Origin of the sequence: Nocardioides sp. (assembly GCF_036401255.1) — a bacterium.
Taxonomy (GTDB): Bacteria; Actinomycetota; Actinomycetes; order Propionibacteriales; family Nocardioidaceae; genus Nocardioides.
The window spans coordinates 1-16,725 of sequence record NZ_DASWVI010000228.1 but is presented as its reverse complement, the minus strand read 5'-3'; the positions used below and the strand labels follow the sequence as shown (position 1 = coordinate 16,725).

Annotated in this window: 15 protein-coding genes; 8 read left to right on the top strand and 7 right to left on the bottom strand. The window is 72.3% G+C overall.

Annotated features, from left to right (window positions below):
- The 6 genes from VGD85_RS10560 to VGD85_RS10535 all read left to right on the top strand — a co-directional run.
- Positions 1–1,027: sugar ABC transporter ATP-binding protein (locus VGD85_RS10560; protein ID WP_331063396.1), on the top strand; the 1,027-nt coding region annotated here is incomplete at its 5' end.
- Between the two features lie 67 nt (positions 1,028–1,094).
- Entirely contained in the window at positions 1,095–2,138 is a 1,044-nt protein-coding gene (locus VGD85_RS10555) for an ABC transporter permease (protein ID WP_331063395.1), read from the top strand.
- A gap of 87 nt (positions 2,139–2,225) precedes the next feature.
- On the top strand, positions 2,226–3,296 hold the full coding sequence (locus VGD85_RS10550) for a substrate-binding domain-containing protein (RefSeq protein WP_331063394.1): 1,071 nt from the start codon (positions 2,226–2,228) through the stop codon (positions 3,294–3,296).
- Between the two features lie 92 nt (positions 3,297–3,388).
- On the top strand, positions 3,389–4,594 hold the full coding sequence (locus VGD85_RS10545) for a Gfo/Idh/MocA family oxidoreductase (RefSeq protein WP_331063393.1): 1,206 nt from the start codon (positions 3,389–3,391) through the stop codon (positions 4,592–4,594).
- Complete coding sequence (xylA, locus tag VGD85_RS10540) at positions 4,587–5,753, top strand: xylose isomerase (RefSeq protein ID WP_331063392.1); 1,167 nt, start codon at positions 4,587–4,589, stop codon at positions 5,751–5,753. Before VGD85_RS10545 ends, xylA begins: the two co-directional genes overlap by 8 nt.
- A 27-nt stretch (positions 5,754–5,780) precedes the next feature.
- Complete coding sequence (locus tag VGD85_RS10535) at positions 5,781–6,785, top strand: sugar phosphate isomerase/epimerase family protein (RefSeq protein WP_331063391.1); 1,005 nt, start codon at positions 5,781–5,783, stop codon at positions 6,783–6,785.
- 115 nt (positions 6,786–6,900) lie between these two features.
- On the opposite strand, the gene VGD85_RS10530 is transcribed toward VGD85_RS10535, so the two are convergent.
- Positions 6,901–7,032 carry a ferredoxin gene (locus VGD85_RS10530; RefSeq protein ID WP_331063397.1) on the bottom strand — a complete coding sequence of 44 codons (132 nt, stop codon included), beginning with the start codon at positions 7,030–7,032 and terminating at the stop codon, positions 6,901–6,903.
- A gap of 328 nt (positions 7,033–7,360) precedes the next feature.
- Between VGD85_RS10530 and VGD85_RS10525 the strand changes: the two genes are divergently transcribed.
- A complete protein-coding gene (locus tag VGD85_RS10525) occupies positions 7,361–9,367 on the top strand; it encodes an ATP-dependent DNA helicase (protein WP_331063390.1) in 2,007 nt (668 codons plus the stop codon).
- Here VGD85_RS10525 and VGD85_RS10520 read toward each other — a convergent pair.
- The 6 genes from VGD85_RS10520 to lexA all read right to left on the bottom strand — a co-directional run bounded on the left by VGD85_RS10520 (position 9,351) and on the right by lexA (position 15,985).
- A complete protein-coding gene (locus VGD85_RS10520) occupies positions 9,351–9,485 on the bottom strand; it encodes a hypothetical protein (RefSeq protein WP_331063389.1) in 135 nt (44 codons plus the stop codon). The two genes, VGD85_RS10525 and VGD85_RS10520, sit on opposite strands and share 17 nt — an antisense overlap.
- 218 nt (positions 9,486–9,703) lie before the next feature.
- Entirely contained in the window at positions 9,704–11,209 is a 1,506-nt protein-coding gene (locus VGD85_RS10515) for an MXAN_6640 family putative metalloprotease (RefSeq protein WP_331063388.1), read from the bottom strand.
- A gap of 12 nt (positions 11,210–11,221) precedes the next feature.
- The gene (locus VGD85_RS10510; RefSeq protein WP_331063387.1) at positions 11,222–12,472 is read right to left on the bottom strand and encodes an alkaline phosphatase family protein; all 1,251 of its coding nucleotides are present in this window, start codon (positions 12,470–12,472) and stop codon (positions 11,222–11,224) included.
- Positions 12,469–14,154: an alkaline phosphatase D family protein gene (locus VGD85_RS10505; protein WP_331063386.1), complete on the bottom strand. Its 1,686-nt coding sequence runs from the start codon at positions 14,152–14,154 to the stop codon at positions 12,469–12,471. The genes VGD85_RS10510 and VGD85_RS10505 overlap by 4 nt, the downstream gene beginning before the upstream one ends.
- Positions 14,155–14,262: 108 nt before the next feature.
- Positions 14,263–15,150 carry a phosphatase PAP2 family protein gene (locus tag VGD85_RS10500; RefSeq protein WP_331063385.1) on the bottom strand — a complete coding sequence of 296 codons (888 nt, stop codon included), beginning with the start codon at positions 15,148–15,150 and terminating at the stop codon, positions 14,263–14,265.
- 97 nt (positions 15,151–15,247) lie between these two features.
- Complete coding sequence (gene lexA / locus VGD85_RS10495) at positions 15,248–15,985, bottom strand: transcriptional repressor LexA (protein WP_331063384.1); 738 nt, start codon at positions 15,983–15,985, stop codon at positions 15,248–15,250.
- A gap of 72 nt (positions 15,986–16,057) precedes the next feature.
- Here lexA and VGD85_RS10490 point away from each other — a divergent pair.
- The coding region (locus tag VGD85_RS10490) for an SDR family oxidoreductase (RefSeq protein ID WP_331063383.1) at positions 16,058–16,725 on the top strand (668 nt) is incomplete at its 3' end.

The window sequence follows — 16,725 nt, the reverse complement described above, 5'->3', positions numbered from 1 at the left end:
CCTGCTGATCCTCGACGAGCCGTCGGCCGTCTTGGACCAGGAGGAGGTCAACAACCTCTTCCGGGTGATCCGGGACCTCGCCGCCGAGAACGTCGCGGTCGTCTACATCTCCCACCGGCTGGAGGAGATCCGCGAGATCGGCGACCGGATCACCGTCCTCAAGGACGGCCGCACCGTGGCCACCGGACTCGCGGTCGCCGACACCCCGACCGCGGAGCTGATCCGGCTGATGACCGGCCGCTCCATCGAGTACGTCTTCCCGCCGCGTGCGGGGACGACCCCCGACCTCGGCACCCCCGTGCTCGAGGTGCGGGACCTCGGTCTCGCCGGCGTGTTCACGGGCGTCGACCTCACCGTGCGCGCCGGCGAGATCGTCGGGCTCGCCGGCCTGGTCGGCGCCGGGCGCTCGGAGATCCTCGAGACCGTGTACGGCGCCCGCCGCGCGTCGTCCGGCACCGTCACCGTCGACGGCAGGCGGGTGCGTCGCGGTTCGGTCGGCCACGCGGTCCGAGCCGGCATCGGCCTGGCGCCCGAGGAGCGCAAGAGCCAGGCCCTGCTGCTCGACGAGGCCGTCTACAAGAACATCACGGTCTCCTCGATGGTCCGGTTCGCGCGCCTCGGCTTCCTCGACCAGCGTGAGGAGCGCCGGCGAGCCGGTGAGCTGACCACCAGCCTCGACGTACGTCCGGCGGGCGTGACCCGCGCCGCGAACACCCTGTCGGGCGGCAACCAGCAGAAGATCGTGCTCGCACGCTGGTTGCTGCGCGACTGCCGGGTGCTGCTGCTCGACGAGCCCACCCGCGGCGTCGACGTCGGCGCCCGCTCGGAGATCTACCAGCTGATCCGCTCGCTCGCCGACCGCGGCGTCGCCGTCGTGGTCGTGTCCAGCGAGATCGAGGAGGTGCTCGGCCTGGCGGACCGGGTCCTCGTGGTCCGGGAGGGCGAGGTCGTCCACGAGTCCGCCGCCACCGCGATCGACGAGGCAGGGGTCCTCGACCTCGTCATGGAAGGAAGGGTTCCGGCATGAACACCCCACGGAATCGCGTGATTCCCCCGCTCCGCTCCTCCATCCCACGATTCCACGGGGGCCCCGAATGAGCCAGGACACCGCCCGCGTCGAGCGGGCCGCGCTCGAGACCGACCGCGAGGCCAACCCGGTCCTCGGCCTGCTGCGGACCAGCGTCGGCCGCAACGCGGGGCTCGTCGTCGCGCTGGCGCTGATCTGCGTCGTCGGCGCGGTCAGCGCGGGCGACCGGTTCAGCTCCACCGACAATGCGCTGACGGTGCTGCGGCTCGCCGCCACCATCGGCGTCGTCAGCATCGGCATGACGTTCGTGATCATCGGCGGCGGCATCGACCTGTCGGTCGGCGCGATCGTCGCGCTGTCGTCGGTCTGGTGCACGACCCTGGCCAGCCAGCAGTTCGCCGAGGACACCCACTGGACCATGATGGTCCTGATCGCGATCCTCGTCGGGGCCGGCTGCGGCCTGGTGAACGGGTTGCTGATCGCCTACGGCAACATCGTGCCGTTCATCATGACGCTGGCGATGCTGGCCAGCGCCCGCGGCCTCGCCGAGATCATCAGCGACAAGAAGACCCAGATCCTCGGCGCCAAGGGCACCGACGTCAGCGGCTTCAAGGACTTCTTCAACCGGGAGATCCTCGGCGTCGACGTCTCGATCTGGATCTTCGCGATCGTCGCGGCGATCGGTTGGGTGCTGCTCAACCGCACCACGTTCGGCCGCCGCACCGTCGCCGTGGGCGGCAACCCGGAGGCCGCCCGCCTCGCGGGCATCAACGTCAAGCGGCACACCGTCTACCTCTACGTCCTCGTCGGCGTCTGCGCGGGCATCGCTGCCCTGCTGCTGGTGGCCCGCACCACGACCGGCAGCTCCACCCACGGCAACCTCTACGAGCTCGATGCCATCGCCGCGGTCGTCATCGGCGGCACCCTGCTGACCGGTGGCCGCGGCACGATCGTCGGCACCGTGCTCGGCGTCCTCATCTTCTCGACGCTCACCAACATCTTCATCCTCAACAACCGCTCCTTCTCCGAGCAGTCGCTCTTCAAGGGAGCCATCATCGTCGCCGCCGTGCTCCTGCAGCAGCGGTTGGCGTCTCGGAGCAACACCACCTAGCGGCACCGAGCGGCACCGAGCGGTCCGCCGCGCCACCACTGCACCACCACCCGCACCACCCCATCTGCACGAGCAAGGAGCACCACCATGTCCCTGCGGTCCACCACCTCGAAGAGCAGGAAGCGGCTCGCCACCGGTCTCGTCGCCGGGCTCGCGGTCCTCGCGCTCACCGCCTGCACCAGCAACAGCGACGGCGACGACGCCGGCAACGACGACGCCGGCGCCCCCGCGGCCGCGCCGGCCGGCTCGAACGACGAGACCGGCGACACGGTCGTCATCGGCTTCTCGGCACCCGCCGCCGACCACGGCTGGATGGGCTCGATCACCGAGTCGGCCAAGAAGGAGGCCGCGAAGTACGACGACATCGAGCTGCGCGTCGCCGAGGGCACCAACGACGTCGCCGTCCAGATCAGCCAGGTCGAGACGTTCATCAACGACAAGGTCGACGCGATCGTGCTGCTGCCCTTCGACGGCGCCGCGATGACGCCCATCGCGCTCAAGGCGATGGACGCCGGCATCCCGGTCATCAACGTGGACCGCGAGTTCGACGACCCCAACGCCGCCCGCGTCACCGTCCTCGGCGACAACTACGGCATGGGCGTCTCGGCCGGCGCGTACGTCTGCGAGAACGCCGGCGGCGACAAGAACGCCATCGTGGCCGAGATCGCCGGCATCGACTCGCTGCCGCTGACGCAGGACCGCAGCCAGGGCTTCAAGGACGCGCTCGCCGAGTGCGGCCTCGACGTCGACAACCGCGTCGCCGCCGACTTCACCGTCGAGGGCGGCTCCGACGCCGCCGAGCAGCTGCTCCAGGCCGCGCCGAAGATCGACTTCCTCTGGAACCACGACGACGACCAGGGCGTCGGCGTCCTCGCGGCGATCGAGAACGCCGGCCGCGACGAGTTCACGATGATCGGCGGCGCGGGCTCCAAGAACGCGATGGAGGCCATCCAGTCCGGTGACAGCGTGCTCAAGGCGACGGTCATCTACCCGTCGACCCAGGCCGCCGACGGCATCCGCCTGGCTCGGCTCCTCGTGCAGCAGAAGGCGCTGGCCGACCTTGTCGAGGTCGAGGTGCCCCGCACCGTCCAGCTGTACGCCCCCGTGGTGACCGCCGACAACGTCGACCAGTACATCGACAGCGCGTTCGAGTCCTGATCGATCCGGCGCTCGACCGCACCGGCGTACGCCGCGTGCCCGCCCCCGCCTCCGTCCCGGGGGCGGGCACGCACACCACACAGGAGCCCGCAATGACCCCGTCATCCGCTGAGTCACCCCGTCCCACCCTGCGCGTCGCGATGGTGGGGCACGCGTTCATGGGCAACGCCCACTCCCAGGCGTGGCGCACCGCCCCACGGTTCTTCGACCTGCCGCTCTCGCCCCGGATGTCGCTCGTGGTCGGCCACGACGCCGGGCGGGCCGCGGCCGCGGCCGACCGGCTCGGCTGGGAGGCCAGCTCCGCCGACTGGCGCGAGGCCGTCACCCGCGACGACGTCGACCTCGTCGACATCTGCACCCCTGGGTTCACCCACGCCGAGATCGCGATCGCCGCGCTCGACGCGGGCAAGCACGTGCTGTGCGAGAAGCCGCTCGCCAACACCGTCGCCGAGGCCGAGGCGATGACCGCCGCGGCCCAGCGGGCGCACGCGCACGGCGTCCGTTCGATGGTCGGCTTCACCTACCGCCGGGTGCCCGCCATCGGACTGGCCCGGCGGCTGGTCGCCGAAGGCCGGATCGGGGAGATCCGGCACGTGCGCGCGCAGTACCTCCAGGACTGGATCGTCGACCCCGACGCACCGCTGTCGTGGCGCCTGGACAAGGCGAAGGCGGGCTCCGGTTCCCTGGGCGACATCGGCGCCCACGTCGTCGACCTCACCCAGTACATCACCGGCGACCGGATCCGTGAGGTCACCGGGCGGCTGGAGACGTTCGTCAAGGAGCGCCCCTACCCGGCCGGCGAGACCGCCGGCAGCCTCGGCGGCGGTGGGTCCACCACCGAGCGCGGCCCGGTCACCGTCGACGACGCCGCGTCGTTCCTCGCGACCTTCACCGGCGGGGCGATGGGGGTGTTCGAGGCGACGCGCTTCGCGACCGGCCGCAAGAACGCGATCCGGATCGAGATCAACGGCTCCCGCGGCAGCCTCGCCTTCGACTTCGAGGACATGAACGTCCTGGAGTTCTACGACGGCACCCAGGACGCCGACACCGCCGGGTTCCGGCGGATCCTCGTCACCGAGCCGACGCACCCGTACGTCGGGCACTGGTGGCCGGCCGGCCACGGACTCGGCTACGAGCACGGCTTCACCCACCAGGTCGTCGACCTGGTCGGTGCGATCGCCGAGGGCACCGACCCCGCACCGAGCTTCGCCGACGGGCTCCAGGTCCAGCGCGTGCTGGACGCCGTCGAGGCCAGCTCCGAGACCCGTACCTGGCAGGAGATCCCCATCGATGGCTGACGATCGCTACACCCCGACCCGCGAGGACAAGTTCTCCTTCGGCCTGTGGACCGTGGGCTGGCAGGGGGTCGACGTGTTCGGCCCGGCCAGCCGCGAGCTGCTCGACCCCGTGGCCGCGACGTACCGTCTCGCCGAGCTCGGCGCCGCCGCCGTGACGTTCCACGACGACGACCTGCTGCCCGACGACGCCGAGCGCGAGGCCACCTTGGGCCGGTTCCGCACGGCCCTCGACGAGACCGGGCTGGTCGTCGAGATGGTCACCACCAACACGTTCTCCGACCCGGTCTTCAAGGAGGGCGCGATCACCGCGAACAACCGGGAGGTGCGCCGCTACGCGCTGGCCAAGGTGCTGCGCAACATCGACCTCGCGGCGTCCCTGGGCGCGCAGACGTTCGTGATGTGGGGCGGCCGCGAGGGCGCCGAGCACGGCGGCAGCAAGGACATCGCGGCCGCGCTCGACCGTTACCGCGACGCGCTCAACACCGTGTGCGCGTACGTGAAGGAGCAGGACTACCCGATCCGGTTCGCGCTCGAGCCCAAGCCCAACGAGCCGCGCGGCGACATCCTGCTCCCGAGCATCGGGCACGCGCTGGCACTGATCGACGAGCTCGACCACCCCGAGCTGGTGGGCCTCAACCCCGAGGTCGGGCACGAGGAGATGGCCGGGCTCAACTTCGCGCACGGCATCACCCAGGCGCTGTGGCACGGCAAGCTGTTCCACATCGACCTCAACGGCCAGCACGGGCCGCGGTTCGACCAGGACCTGCGCTTCGGGGCGGGCAACCTGCGCGGTGCGTTCTGGACCGTCGACGCGATGCTCGGCGCCGGCACCGACCTGCGCTACGACGGCTACGTGCACTTCGACTACAAGCCGCCGCGGGCCGAGGCGGTCGACGGGGTCTGGGAGTCCGCGCGCGGCTGCATGCGCAACTACCTGATCCTGCGCGAGCGGGTGCAGGCGTTCCGCGCCGACCCCGAGGTCGCGGCCGCCCTCGACGCCGCCGGCGTCGCCGAGCTCCGGGAGCCGACCGTGGCGCCCGGCGAGTCCCTCGACGACATCCGCAATGCGTCGTACGACCTCGAGGCGCTGCGCTCCCGCAGCGTCGCGATGGAGGCCCTCGACCAGCTCGCGATGGAGCACCTGCTCGGCGTGCGCTGAGCCCCACCACCAAGGAAGGAACGCACCATGCCACGACCCATCACGCTGTTCACCGGGCAGTGGGCCGACCTGCCGTTCGAGGAGGTCGCCCGGCTCGCGTCGGAGTGGGGCTACGACGGGCTCGAGATCGCCTGCTGGGGCGACCACCTCGACCCCTGGCAGGCCGACGACGACGCCTACGTGCAGGGCAAGCTCGACCTGCTGGAGAAGTACGGGCTGAAGGTCTACGCGATCTCCAACCACCTCAAGGGCCAGGCCGTCTGCGACGACCCGATCGACGCGCGCCACCAGGCGATCCTGTCGGCGAAGATGTGGGGCGACGGCGAGCCCGAGGGCGTGCGGCAACGCGCCGCCGAGGAGATGAAGCTGACCGCGCGGCTCGCGCAGAAGCTCGGCGTCAAGACCGTCATCGGGTTCACCGGCTCCTCGATCTGGAAGTACGTCGCGATGTTCCCGCCGGCCTCCCAGGAGATGATCGACGCCGGCTACCAGGACTTCGCCGACCGGTGGCACCCGATCCTCGACGTCTTCGACGAGTGCGGCGTGCGGTTCGCCCACGAGGTGCACCCCTCCGAGATCGCCTACGACTACTGGACCACCGTGCGGACCATGGAGGCGATCGGGCACCGCGAGGCGTTCGGCCTCAACTGGGACCCCTCGCACTTCGTGTGGCAAGACCTCGACCCGGTCGGGTTCCTCTGGGACTTCCAGGACCGGATCTACCACGTCGACTGCAAGGACGCGAAGCGGCTGACCGGCAACGGTCGCAACGGCCGGCTCGGCTCGCACCTGGCCTGGGCCGACCCGCGTCGCGGCTGGGACTTCGTGTCCACCGGCCACGGCGACGTGCCGTGGGAGCAGTGCTTCCGGATGCTCAACACCATCGGCTACGACGGACCGATCTCGGTCGAGTGGGAGGACGCCGGCATGGACCGCCTGGTCGGCGCGCCCGAGGCCCTCGCGTTCGTCCGCCGGCTCGCCTTCGACGCCCCCGCCGCCGCCTTCGACGCGGCGTTCGCGACCTCGGACTGAGCGCCGCTCCGGGCTGCGGCGCCTCGCTGTAACGCCGTGTTACCCCACCTCCCGGCCCTGTTGCACCATGGTCGGAGGAAGGGGTAACACGGCGTTACAGCTGGCGGCGGCCTGCTCAGGTGACCAGCCGCAGGGCCAGCCGCGGGCACATCCGGACGGCGGCGCGGGCGTCGTCGAGCAGGTCGGGGGTGACCTCGCCGCGGACGATCGGATAGCCCCACTTGTCGAGGTCGACGAGCTCGGGCAGCAGCCGAGGTCGGCGACCCCGGCCCCGAGCACCTCGAGGTGCCCTTCGAGGGCCAGGGCGAGGAGGGCCGCGAGACCGAGCTCAGGGCCGAGTGCGCCGCCGGGGTGCCGGCGTTCGACGTCTCCTCCAGCGACGACTGAGCGCCGCCGCTCGCTGTAACGCCCGTTTACCCCTCCTTCCCACCATGTTGCAGCGCGGTCGGAGGACGGGGTAACACGGCGTTACAGCTGAGGTGGCGGCCAGATGACCAGACCCGGCGCCAGGCGCGAGCACATCCGGACGGTGGCACGGAGCATCGGGTGTCCGGGGGCGCGGCTAGGGTTCTCGGGTGCCCGAAGCCCCACCCGCGACGTCCCCGGTGACGGCCGTGACCGAGCTGCTCGGCACCGCGGTGGCGGCGCTGGGCGGCCAGGAGCGCGCGGGACAGGTGCGGATGGCCGAGGAGGTCGCCGAGGCGATGGACGCCGGCCGGCACCTGCTCGTCCAGGCCGGCACCGGCACCGGCAAGTCCCTGGCCTACCTGGTGCCGAGCCTGCTGCACGACCAGCGGGTGGTGGTCGCGACCGCGACCCTGGCGCTCCAGCACCAGCTCGTCGAGCGCGACCTGCCGCGACTCGTCGAGGCGGTGAAGCACGCAGGCGTCGACACCAGCTACGCCGTGCTCAAGGGCCGCTCCAACTACGCCTGCCTGCACCGCATCCGCGAGGGCGTCCCCGACGACCAGGGCGCCCTGGTCGAGCTGCCCGAGGGATCGCTCGGCAAGAAGGTCCTCGAGCTGCGCGCCTGGGCCGAGGAGGAGGCCGAGGGCGGCGGCACCGGCGAGCGCGACAACGCCCCGCGCCACACCGACCGCGAGTGGCGCCAGGTGAGCGTCAACCACCGCGAGTGCCTGGGTGCGGCCAAGTGCCCGTTCGGCCAGGAGTGCTTCGCCGAGCTGGCCAAGGAGAAGGCGCACCGATCCCACCTGGTCGTCACCAACCACTCGCTGCTCGCGATCGACGCGATCGAGGGTGTGCCGATGATCCCGGAGTACGACGTCGTGGTGATCGACGAGGCGCACGAGCTCACCACGCGGGTGACCCAGGCCGCCACCGACGAGCTGTGGGCCGCGGAGGTCGAGCGGGCGGCGCGGCGCAGCCAGCGCCACGTCGACGGCTCGCAGGCAGACGACCTGGCCGACGCCGCCGACGCCCTGCGCGAGGCGATCAACGAGGCGCGGCCGGGCCGGTTCGAGCGGGTCCCCGAGCAGCTGGCCGACGCCCTGGTGCTGGTCCGCGACGCGGCGCGGGCCTGCGTCTCGGCCTACCCCAAGGCCGACGCCTCCGAGGAGGCCGACGCCGGCCGCCAGCAGGCCAAGGGCGCGGTCCAGGAGGTGTTCGCCACTGCCGAGCGGATGGCCGCCGGATCCGACGCCGACGTGCTGTGGCTCAGCGAGGGCACCGAGCGGATGCCGCCGCGGCTGTGCGTGGCGCCGCTGCAGGTGTGGGGGCCGATGCGCGACAAGCTGCTCAGCGACAAGACCGTGGTGTTCACCTCGGCGACGCTGATGCTCGGCGGCGACTTCTCCTCCGTGGCCACGAGCGTGGGGCTCAAACCGTCCGAGCGCATCGTCGACGGTGACCCGGTGGTCGAGACCCCGGTCGGCGAGCACGCCCTGCCGTGGCGGGGCATCGACGTCGGCAGCCCGTTCGACTACGGCCGCCAGGCGATCCTCTACGTCGCCCGCCACCTGCCGCCGCCGGGCCGCGACGGGCTGGGGGCCGCCCAGCTCGACGAGATCGTCGAGCTCGTCGACGCCGCGGAGGGCCGCACGCTCGGGCTGTTCTCGAGCCGCCGGGCCGCCGAGACCGCCGCCGAGGCGGTGCGCGAGCGGCTGCCCCACCTGACCACGCTCGCCCAGGGCGACGCCCAGCTGCCCGAGCTCGCCGCCCAGTTCGTCGGCGACCCCCACACCTGCCTGTTCGGCACGCTCAGCCTCTGGCAGGGCCTCGACGTGCCCGGCGACACCTGCCAGCTGGTGCTCATCGACCGGATCCCGTTCCCACGCCCCGACGACCCCCTGCTCAGCGCCCGCCAGAAGGCCGCCGACCAGGCCGGCGGCAACGGCTTCATGCAGGTCGCGGCCACCCACGCGGCGCTGCTGCTCGCCCAGGGCGCGGGCCGGCTGATCCGCACCCACGCCGACCGTGGGGTCGTCGCGGTCCTCGACCCCCGGCTCGCGACGGCGAGGTACGGCGGGTTCCTCAAGGCCAGCCTGCCGCCGATGTGGACGACCACCGACCCGGCGGTGGCCCGCCAGGCGCTGGCCAGGCTCGCGACTACTTCACCGCAGTAGCCCGCACCGACACCTTGCGCCCGTCGTCGAGCGAGCTGCCCTGGCACGAGTAGGCGCCACGCGTCCAGCAGTCGTAGCGGGTGCCGGCGTTGACCATCGAGACCTCGACGTACCTCACGCCGCGCGATCCGAAGGCGACCTTCCGGGTGGCGGCACCGCTCGAGCTCAGCGGGACGATCGTGACCTGCGGGGCGCCCGACCTCTTGTAGACGGTGATCGCCGCCGCCGAGCCCGTCGAGGTGTCGGGCAGGTCGAGGCCGACCTTGAGCTTCCACGCCGTCGCGCTCAGGCCGGTGCCGAACTACGGTGCCGCCCCGGGCGCATGACCCAACTGGGCTATCGGACGGCGGTCGCCCGGAGTCGCATCGGCAGGTCGTCGTCCTCGGAGCGGCCCCGGCACGAGTAGCCGGTGTCCTGCTGGCGCCAGCACTTGTAGTCGATGCCCGCGTTGGCCAGGGTGACCTCGACCCGGGTGACGCCTCGGCCGAAGGCCACCTTGCGGGTGGCGTCGCCGCTCCCGGAGAGCCGCAGCGGGACGGTCACGGTCCGGCCGGCCTCGCGATAGATGGTGACGACCGCGCCCGATCCCCGGGCGGTCGCCGGCAGGTCGAGGCGCAGCCGGAGCCGGCTGGCCGCCATCCGCGGCGCCCGGGTGAGCCGGTAGGTGATGCTCGCCAGGTGGTCGACCCGCCTCGTCGTCCAGCCGGTGTCGCGGTGGCTGCCGGAGAGCTCCACGCTCACGCCCGGCCGGGCCGACGGGTAACGGTTGGCGCGCCCTTCGTCGTACGCCGCGCGCGGGCGCCGGTTCGCGGCGGCGAAGGCCGCCCACGTCTCGCGCAGGTTCTCACCGCGCGCGGCCAGCGCATGGTCGACCGCGGCGATCGAGTAGTCGTCGGGCCCGTTCTTCGCCCCGTCGGCCAGCTCCCAGACGTCGCGGACGAACGTCGGCAGCCCGCCCGCGCGCTCGGTCAGGTGCTCGGTCAGGTAGCGGAAGAAGATCCAGTCGCCGTACTGCCGCAGGCCGGTGCTGGAGAAGTGGTCCATGGCCTTGCGGGGCTGGGCCAGCGGGCTGGTGGGGAGGTACTGCAGGTTGTCGTCGACGTCGTCGTAGAGCTCGTCCTCGGCCCAGGTGGCGGTGGCCTCCATGAACCAGGCGTCCTCGTAGTAGTCGTAGGCGAACTGCACCGCGTGGAAGAGCTCGTGCGCGGCGGTGACCTGGAGGTTCTCCAGCGGCGTGTGGCTGGGGAACTCGGCGTAGTCGTTGTCGAACGCGCAGTAGGCCCAGGTGTCGTAGGGACCGTCGGTCGGCGGCTCGCGGTCGCTGTCGCAGTAGCCGTAGAGGCCCTGGGAGCCCAGGTCCTGCAGGTAGATGTCGAGCAGTCCGTTGCCGCCGCGGGTCCCGTCGGCCTCGGGGCCGCGGTAGCCGGCGGCGGCGTAGGTCTCGAGCACGTGCTCGGCGGTGTCGGCGACCTGCTGCACGTAGTCGGCGGTGGACCGGCCCGCGCCGGTCGCCGACCAGTGCACGCACACGGTGGTGAAGCACGTGGTCCGCCCGGTCGTCGGCCGCGCCAGCAGCAGGTCGGCGCTGGCCCGGTCGCCGGCGGAGAGCTCGTCGCGGTGGCGGCGCAGCTCGCGCAGGGCGAGCGTCGCGTCGCCGCGCCGGTCACCCCACAGGACCTCGCGCGCCTGGACCAGCGCCCGGGCCGCGACCCGGGAGCTCGCGTCGGTCCGCACGCCCGGGTCCTGCGCCGGGGTGCGCTCCTGGGCCTGGGAGGGGACGCCGATCAGCGAGACGGCGACCGCGGCGGTCGCGGCCAGGGCGAGGACACGACGCAGGCGCACGCTCCTACTCAATCAGAGCAGGGCCCGGCCGTCATAACCGCCGCGAGGCCCACCGACACCGAAGAACGCCGCGAGCGTCGGCGCGACGTCGACGGTGTGTGCGACCCGCGTCGACGCCGTCTCCCGCGGGACCCGCGGGTGGCCGCCGCCGATGAAGAACGGGATCGAGCGGGTGGCGGGGTGGCCATGGTTGCCGGGGATCGGGTTGGCGAACAGGTCGGGGTCGCTGAACCGCCAGCCCGCCTGGCAGAACACCACGACGTCGCCGGCCTCAGGACCCAGCCGCAGCCACGGCGCGGTCGAGGGGTACGCCGCCAGCACGCCCTGCTGGGCGCGGGCGATCTCCCGCATCCGGCCGACGGCCTCGGCGCGCTGCTCCTCGGGGCCGGTCCAGTACAGGAGGTCGGCGCCGCCGTTGTCGGCGATCTGCACGTTGCCGGCCAGCAGTGGGTCGGCCCCGAGCGGGCCGCTGAGGCTGATCACCTTGTCGGGCGTCGACCAGTCCATCGAGTGGTCGGCGAGCACGATGACCACGGACCGCTCCCAGACCCCCTGCTCCTTCAGGGCGTCGACGAACCGCTGCACCTGCAGGTCGGTGTCGGCGAGCGCGAGTCGCCGGGCCAGCCGCAGCGTGGTGCCGGTGAGATCGGCGTGCCCGAACCGGTCGATGTCGCCGAGGTTGACGAACATCAGGTTCGGGTCGAACTCCTCCAGCATCGCGATCGCCGCGTCGATCGTGAACGCGTCCGGGGCGTGGTTGGTGATCGGCAGCGTCGGGCTCGGCTCCCAGCGGTGCGTGGCGCGGCCGCCGAAGACGCCGTACAGGTAGGTCTTGCTGAGCACGGTCCCGGTGGTGTGGCCGCGGCGATTGAGCCGGCCGATCAGCGTGTCGCAGCGGATGTCGGAGGGCCGGTCCAGGTCACGGACCTTGCCGAGCTCGCGGTCGTAGACGGAGTTGGCGGGCACGCCGGTGCGGTCCGGGCGCAACCCGGTCATCATCATCACGTGGTTGGGGATGGTCTCCATCACCGGCATCGACGCGGCCCGTGGGAACCGCAGCCCGCCGTCGCGCAGCGCCGCGAGGTTGGGCGTCAGGCCCGAGTCGATCTCCTCGGGCCGGCAGCCGTCGATCACCAGCACGTAGGCGCGCTTGCGGCTGCGGTCGGCCGCCAGCGCCGGCGCGCCGGCGATCGTGGAGAACACCAGGCCGGCGGCCCCGGCCTTGAGGAAGGTACGCCGGTCGGCGTGCAGCGGGGCGCTCACACCGGCTCCTCGACCCGCTCGACGCGGCCGGTGCCGGTCTTGGTCGCGTAGGAGACCGACCAGGTGATCGGGGTGTCGCGCTCGGCGCGGTCGCCGATCACGTACCAGTCCATCTGGGCGCGGGTCGCGGTCACGTCGAGCACGGAGAACCCGTGGCTGTCGAAGTCGAGGTACTTCACGTGCCGGTTGGCGGTCTTGATGATCCCCTCGACCGCGGTGCTCGTGGTCCGCGGCGGGGTGCCGGTGATGTCCTTGAGGTTGTTCGAGGTCACCGAGGAGCAGACGAACTCCACGCCCGCGGAGTCGCCGACCGGGTAGGTCGCCTTGTCGTAGGGCAGCTCGCACGCCCAGCCCGAGTGGATGTCGCCGGTGACGAACAGCGCGTCGGTGACCTGGTGGTCGCGGATGTGCTGGAACACCTCGCGCCGGTCGTGGGTGTAGCCGTCCCACTGGTCGACGTTGTAGGGGACGCCGTCGCGGGGGAGCAGCCCGGTCACGTCGTTGACCGGGTCGATCAGGTCGTGCGGCAGGCCGGCGAACGTGACCGGCGCGATCATCACCGGGTTGCCGATGATCTTCCACTGCGCCCGGCCGCGCGCCAGTGAGGCCTTGAGCCAGTCGAGCTGCTGGCGCCCGAGGATCGTCCGGTCGGGGTCGCTGACCTCCCCGCTGGGCGCGGCGGCCTGCGCGTCGCGATAGCTGCGCAGGTCGAGCATGCTGATCTCGGCCAGCTGCCCGAACCGCAGCCGGCGGAACAGCCGGTCGCCGTCACGCAGCCGGGCGGTGCCGTCCATCCGCACCGGCATCCACTCGTCGTAGGCGCGGTGCGCCCTGGCGCGGCGCAGCCGGAAGTCGCCCTCGCCGAGGTCGGGGTTGTGGTTCTCGGCGCCGTCGCGGTAGGCGTCGTTGGCGACCTCGTGGTCGTCCCAGGTGATGATCCACGGGTACTTCGCGTGCAGCGCCTGCAGGTCGGGGTCCTGCTTGTACTGGGCGTGCCGCTGGCGGTAGTCGGCCAGCGACACCATCTCGTGGGCGGGCACGTGGCTGCGGATGTCGCGGTCGGTGATGCCGTAGCCGTACTGGCCCGGCCCGTACTCGTAGAGGTAGTCGCCCAGGTGCAGCACCGCGTGGAGGTCGTCGCGCTCGGCGAGGCCGCGGTACGCCGAGAACCAGCCGGCCTGCAGGTTGGCGCAGGAGACCACGCCGAACCGCACGTGGTCGGGGCTGGCGTCCGCGGCGGGCGCGGTGCGGGTGCGACCGGCCGGGCTGGCGACCCCGTCGTACCGGAAGCGGTAGTGGTACCACGTGTCCGGCTCGAGGCCGGTCACGTCGACCTTGACGGTGTGGTCGCGGCCCGGCCCGGTCTGGAACCGGCCGCGGCGCACGACCCGGCGGAAGCCCGCGTCGGTCGCGACCTCCCAGGTCACCTCGGCGCGCGGACCCTTCCCGGACCCGGGGGTGCTGGCCGGGGTCGGCGTGAGCCGGGTCCAGATCAGGACCGCGTCGGGCAGCGGGTCGCCGGAGGCGACTCCGTGCCGGAAGCACCGGCGCGCGGCGCGCTGCGTCCCGCTGGTCGCGGTCGGCGCAGCGTCGGCACGGGTCGTGACGAGGCCGGCGGTGGTGGCGGCGGCCGTCGCGGCGGTGCCGGTGGCGAGGAGAGTACGGCGATCGAGCGTGGTCACGCCTCAGTGAACGACGGATCCCGTGCCGAGGGCACGCGCCGAGGAGTGTGAGAACCGTCTGTTCACCCGACGGACACCGTCCGGATCCCCGGGGGGATCACGGGTGGGTCACGGGCCGGAGTCGACCAACCGTCCGTCGAGTTCGTCCTCGGTGTCGTCCAGGTCGTCGTGGTCTCCGGCGCGTGCCGGCGGCGCGGTCAGCACGAGGCCGGGGTCGCGCGGTCGGCGGCGCAGCGCGCGGGCGAGGACCTGGCGCAACCGCACCCGGCCGATCGCCTCGGCGGCCGCCCAGCCCAGCACGATGACCATCCAGCCGACGATCGCGTCGATCACCCAGTGGTTGCCGGTGCCGACGATCACGATGACGGTGCCCAGCGCGTAGAGCCAGCCGAGCGTGCGGACCCACTTGCGGGTGGCGTAGATCTGCAGGGCCATCGCGACCCACAGCGCCCAGCCGGCGTGCAGGGACGGGAACGCCGCGAGCTCGTTGGTCAGCCCGCCGAGCCCGCGCGGCGCGGACGCGTCGGCACCCCACCAGCCGTCGGCCGCGTGCAGGCTGAGGACGTCGACGTACCCGCCGATGAACCGCGGCGGCGCGGTCGGCAGGGAGATGTAGGCCATCAGGCCGAGCAGCGTGCCGATCACCAGGGCGCGGCGCGCCGGGCCGTAGCGGTCGGCGCCGAGCCGCCAGAGCCACACCAGCACGGCGGCGGTGACGACGTAGTGCAAGGTGGCGTACCAGTAGCTGCCGGCCAGGCCGATCACGCGGTAGTCGCTGAACAGCTGGTTCAGCGGCGTCTCCCACTGGATGCCGATGATGCCCTCGATGTGCAGCAACTCGTTGGCGCGGTGCAGCGCCGGCTTCATGTTGGTGTCGGCCAGCAGCCGGGCGAGGCTGTAGACGACCCAGAGCGCGACGATGAGCAGGAGCTCGAAGATGCCGCGCGCCCAACGGGGCCACGGATGGGTGCGGGCAAGCGCAGGTGCTGTCGACACAGCACCAGCGTTGTTCATGCGCCCTCCCTGAGGCATCCGGGATCCACCCGGACTCAACACCAGGGTCTGCTCAGGTAATTCCCCGACCTTCGGGGCGTCAGACCCGGCGCAGCACTGCAGTCACCTTACCGAGGATGGTGGCGTGGGTGCCGTCAATCGGATCGTAGGCGGGGTTGTGAGGCAGAAGCCACACATTTCCGTCCCGCCGCTGCAGGGTCTTGACGGTCGCCTCGCCGTCGATCATCGCGGCCACGATCTCGCCGTTCTCCGCCGTGGGCTGCTGGCGGATCGCGACGTAGTCGCCGTCGCAGATGGCCGCCTCGATCATCGAGTCGCCGCGCACCTCCAGCAAGAACAGCTGGCCGTCGCCGACGAGCTGGCGAGGGAGCGGGAAGACCTCCTCGACCCGCTCCTCGGCGAGGATCGGGCCGCCGGCCGCGATCCGCCCGACGACGGGGACGTACTGGGCCGGCGGCAGCGCGTCGCCCACGCCGGTCTCGTCGAAGCCGGACTCCTCTGCGCTCGACACGGCTCGGCGCGCGGCCAGCTCGGGCAGCACGACCTGGAGGGCGCGCGGCCGGTGCGGGTCGCGCTTGAGGAAGCCCTTCTCCTCCAGGGTCTTGAGCTGGTGGGCCACGCTCGAGGAGCTGGTCAGCCCCACGGCCTCGCCGATCTCGCGCATCGAGGGCGGGTAGCCCCGCTGCTCGAGCGAGTCCTTGATGTGGGCGAGCACGCGCTGCTGGCGCGGCGTCAGCCCGGTGGCGTCCGGCGGGCCGTCGGGCAGCTCGGCGACCCGCGGGTCGGCGGACTTCTTGCTTGTCTTCGGCGGGGCCATGGGAGAACGGTAGTCAGGAACGGCCGATGGTTCAAACACCTGTTCGAACGGCGTGTCGGTCACACTGCCGCCATGGGTTCTCCGGATGCAGTGAGTGGTGGAGCGGGCCGCAGCGCCGTCGTGACGGGCGGAGCGCGAGGCATCGGACGCGGGATCGCCGAGCGGCTGGTGGCGGCCGGCTACGCGGTGGTGATCGGCGACGTGGACGCGGACGGAGCGCGCCGGTGCGCCGAGGAGATCGGGGCGGCCGAGGGCCGCGGCCTCGACGTACGCGATCCCGACGCGCACGGGGAGGCGGCCGCCGCGGCGGCGGCCCACGGCGAGCTCGCGGCGTGGTTCAACAACGCCGGTGTGGGCGACGACGGGCTGGTCGGCGACCTCTCCGACGAGGCGGTGCGCCGCGTGGTCGAGGTCAACCTGCTCGGCACATTCTGGGGGATGCGGGCGGCGGTGGCGGGGTTCGGCGCGCGCGGCGGCGACGTCGTCAACACGGCCTCGCTGGCGGGCCTTGGCCCGGTCCCCGGCTACAGCGTGTACGCCGCCACCAAGGCCGGCATCGTCTCCGCGTCGATGTCGGTGGCCGCCGAGACGCCCCGGCGGGTGCGCATCCACGCGCTGTGCCCCGACGGCGTGGGCACGGCGATGCTCGACGCGCAGACGCCCGGCGGCCTGGGTGCCGCGCTGGTGCACTCGGGCGGCCGGATCCTCACGGTCGACGAGGTGGCCGACGCGGCGGTCGG

Coding starts and splice junctions, on each gene's coding strand:
- lexA (WP_331063384.1), bottom strand. CDS start 15,985: ATGGCCCCGCCGAAGACAAGCAAGAAGTCCGCCGACCCGCGGGTCGCC.
- VGD85_RS10545 (WP_331063393.1), top strand. CDS start 3,389: ATGACCCCGTCATCCGCTGAGTCACCCCGTCCCACCCTGCGCGTCGCG.
- VGD85_RS10550 (WP_331063394.1), top strand. CDS start 2,226: ATGTCCCTGCGGTCCACCACCTCGAAGAGCAGGAAGCGGCTCGCCACC.
- xylA (WP_331063392.1), top strand. CDS start 4,587: ATGGCTGACGATCGCTACACCCCGACCCGCGAGGACAAGTTCTCCTTC.
- VGD85_RS10555 (WP_331063395.1), top strand. CDS start 1,095: ATGAGCCAGGACACCGCCCGCGTCGAGCGGGCCGCGCTCGAGACCGAC.
- VGD85_RS10535 (WP_331063391.1), top strand. CDS start 5,781: ATGCCACGACCCATCACGCTGTTCACCGGGCAGTGGGCCGACCTGCCG.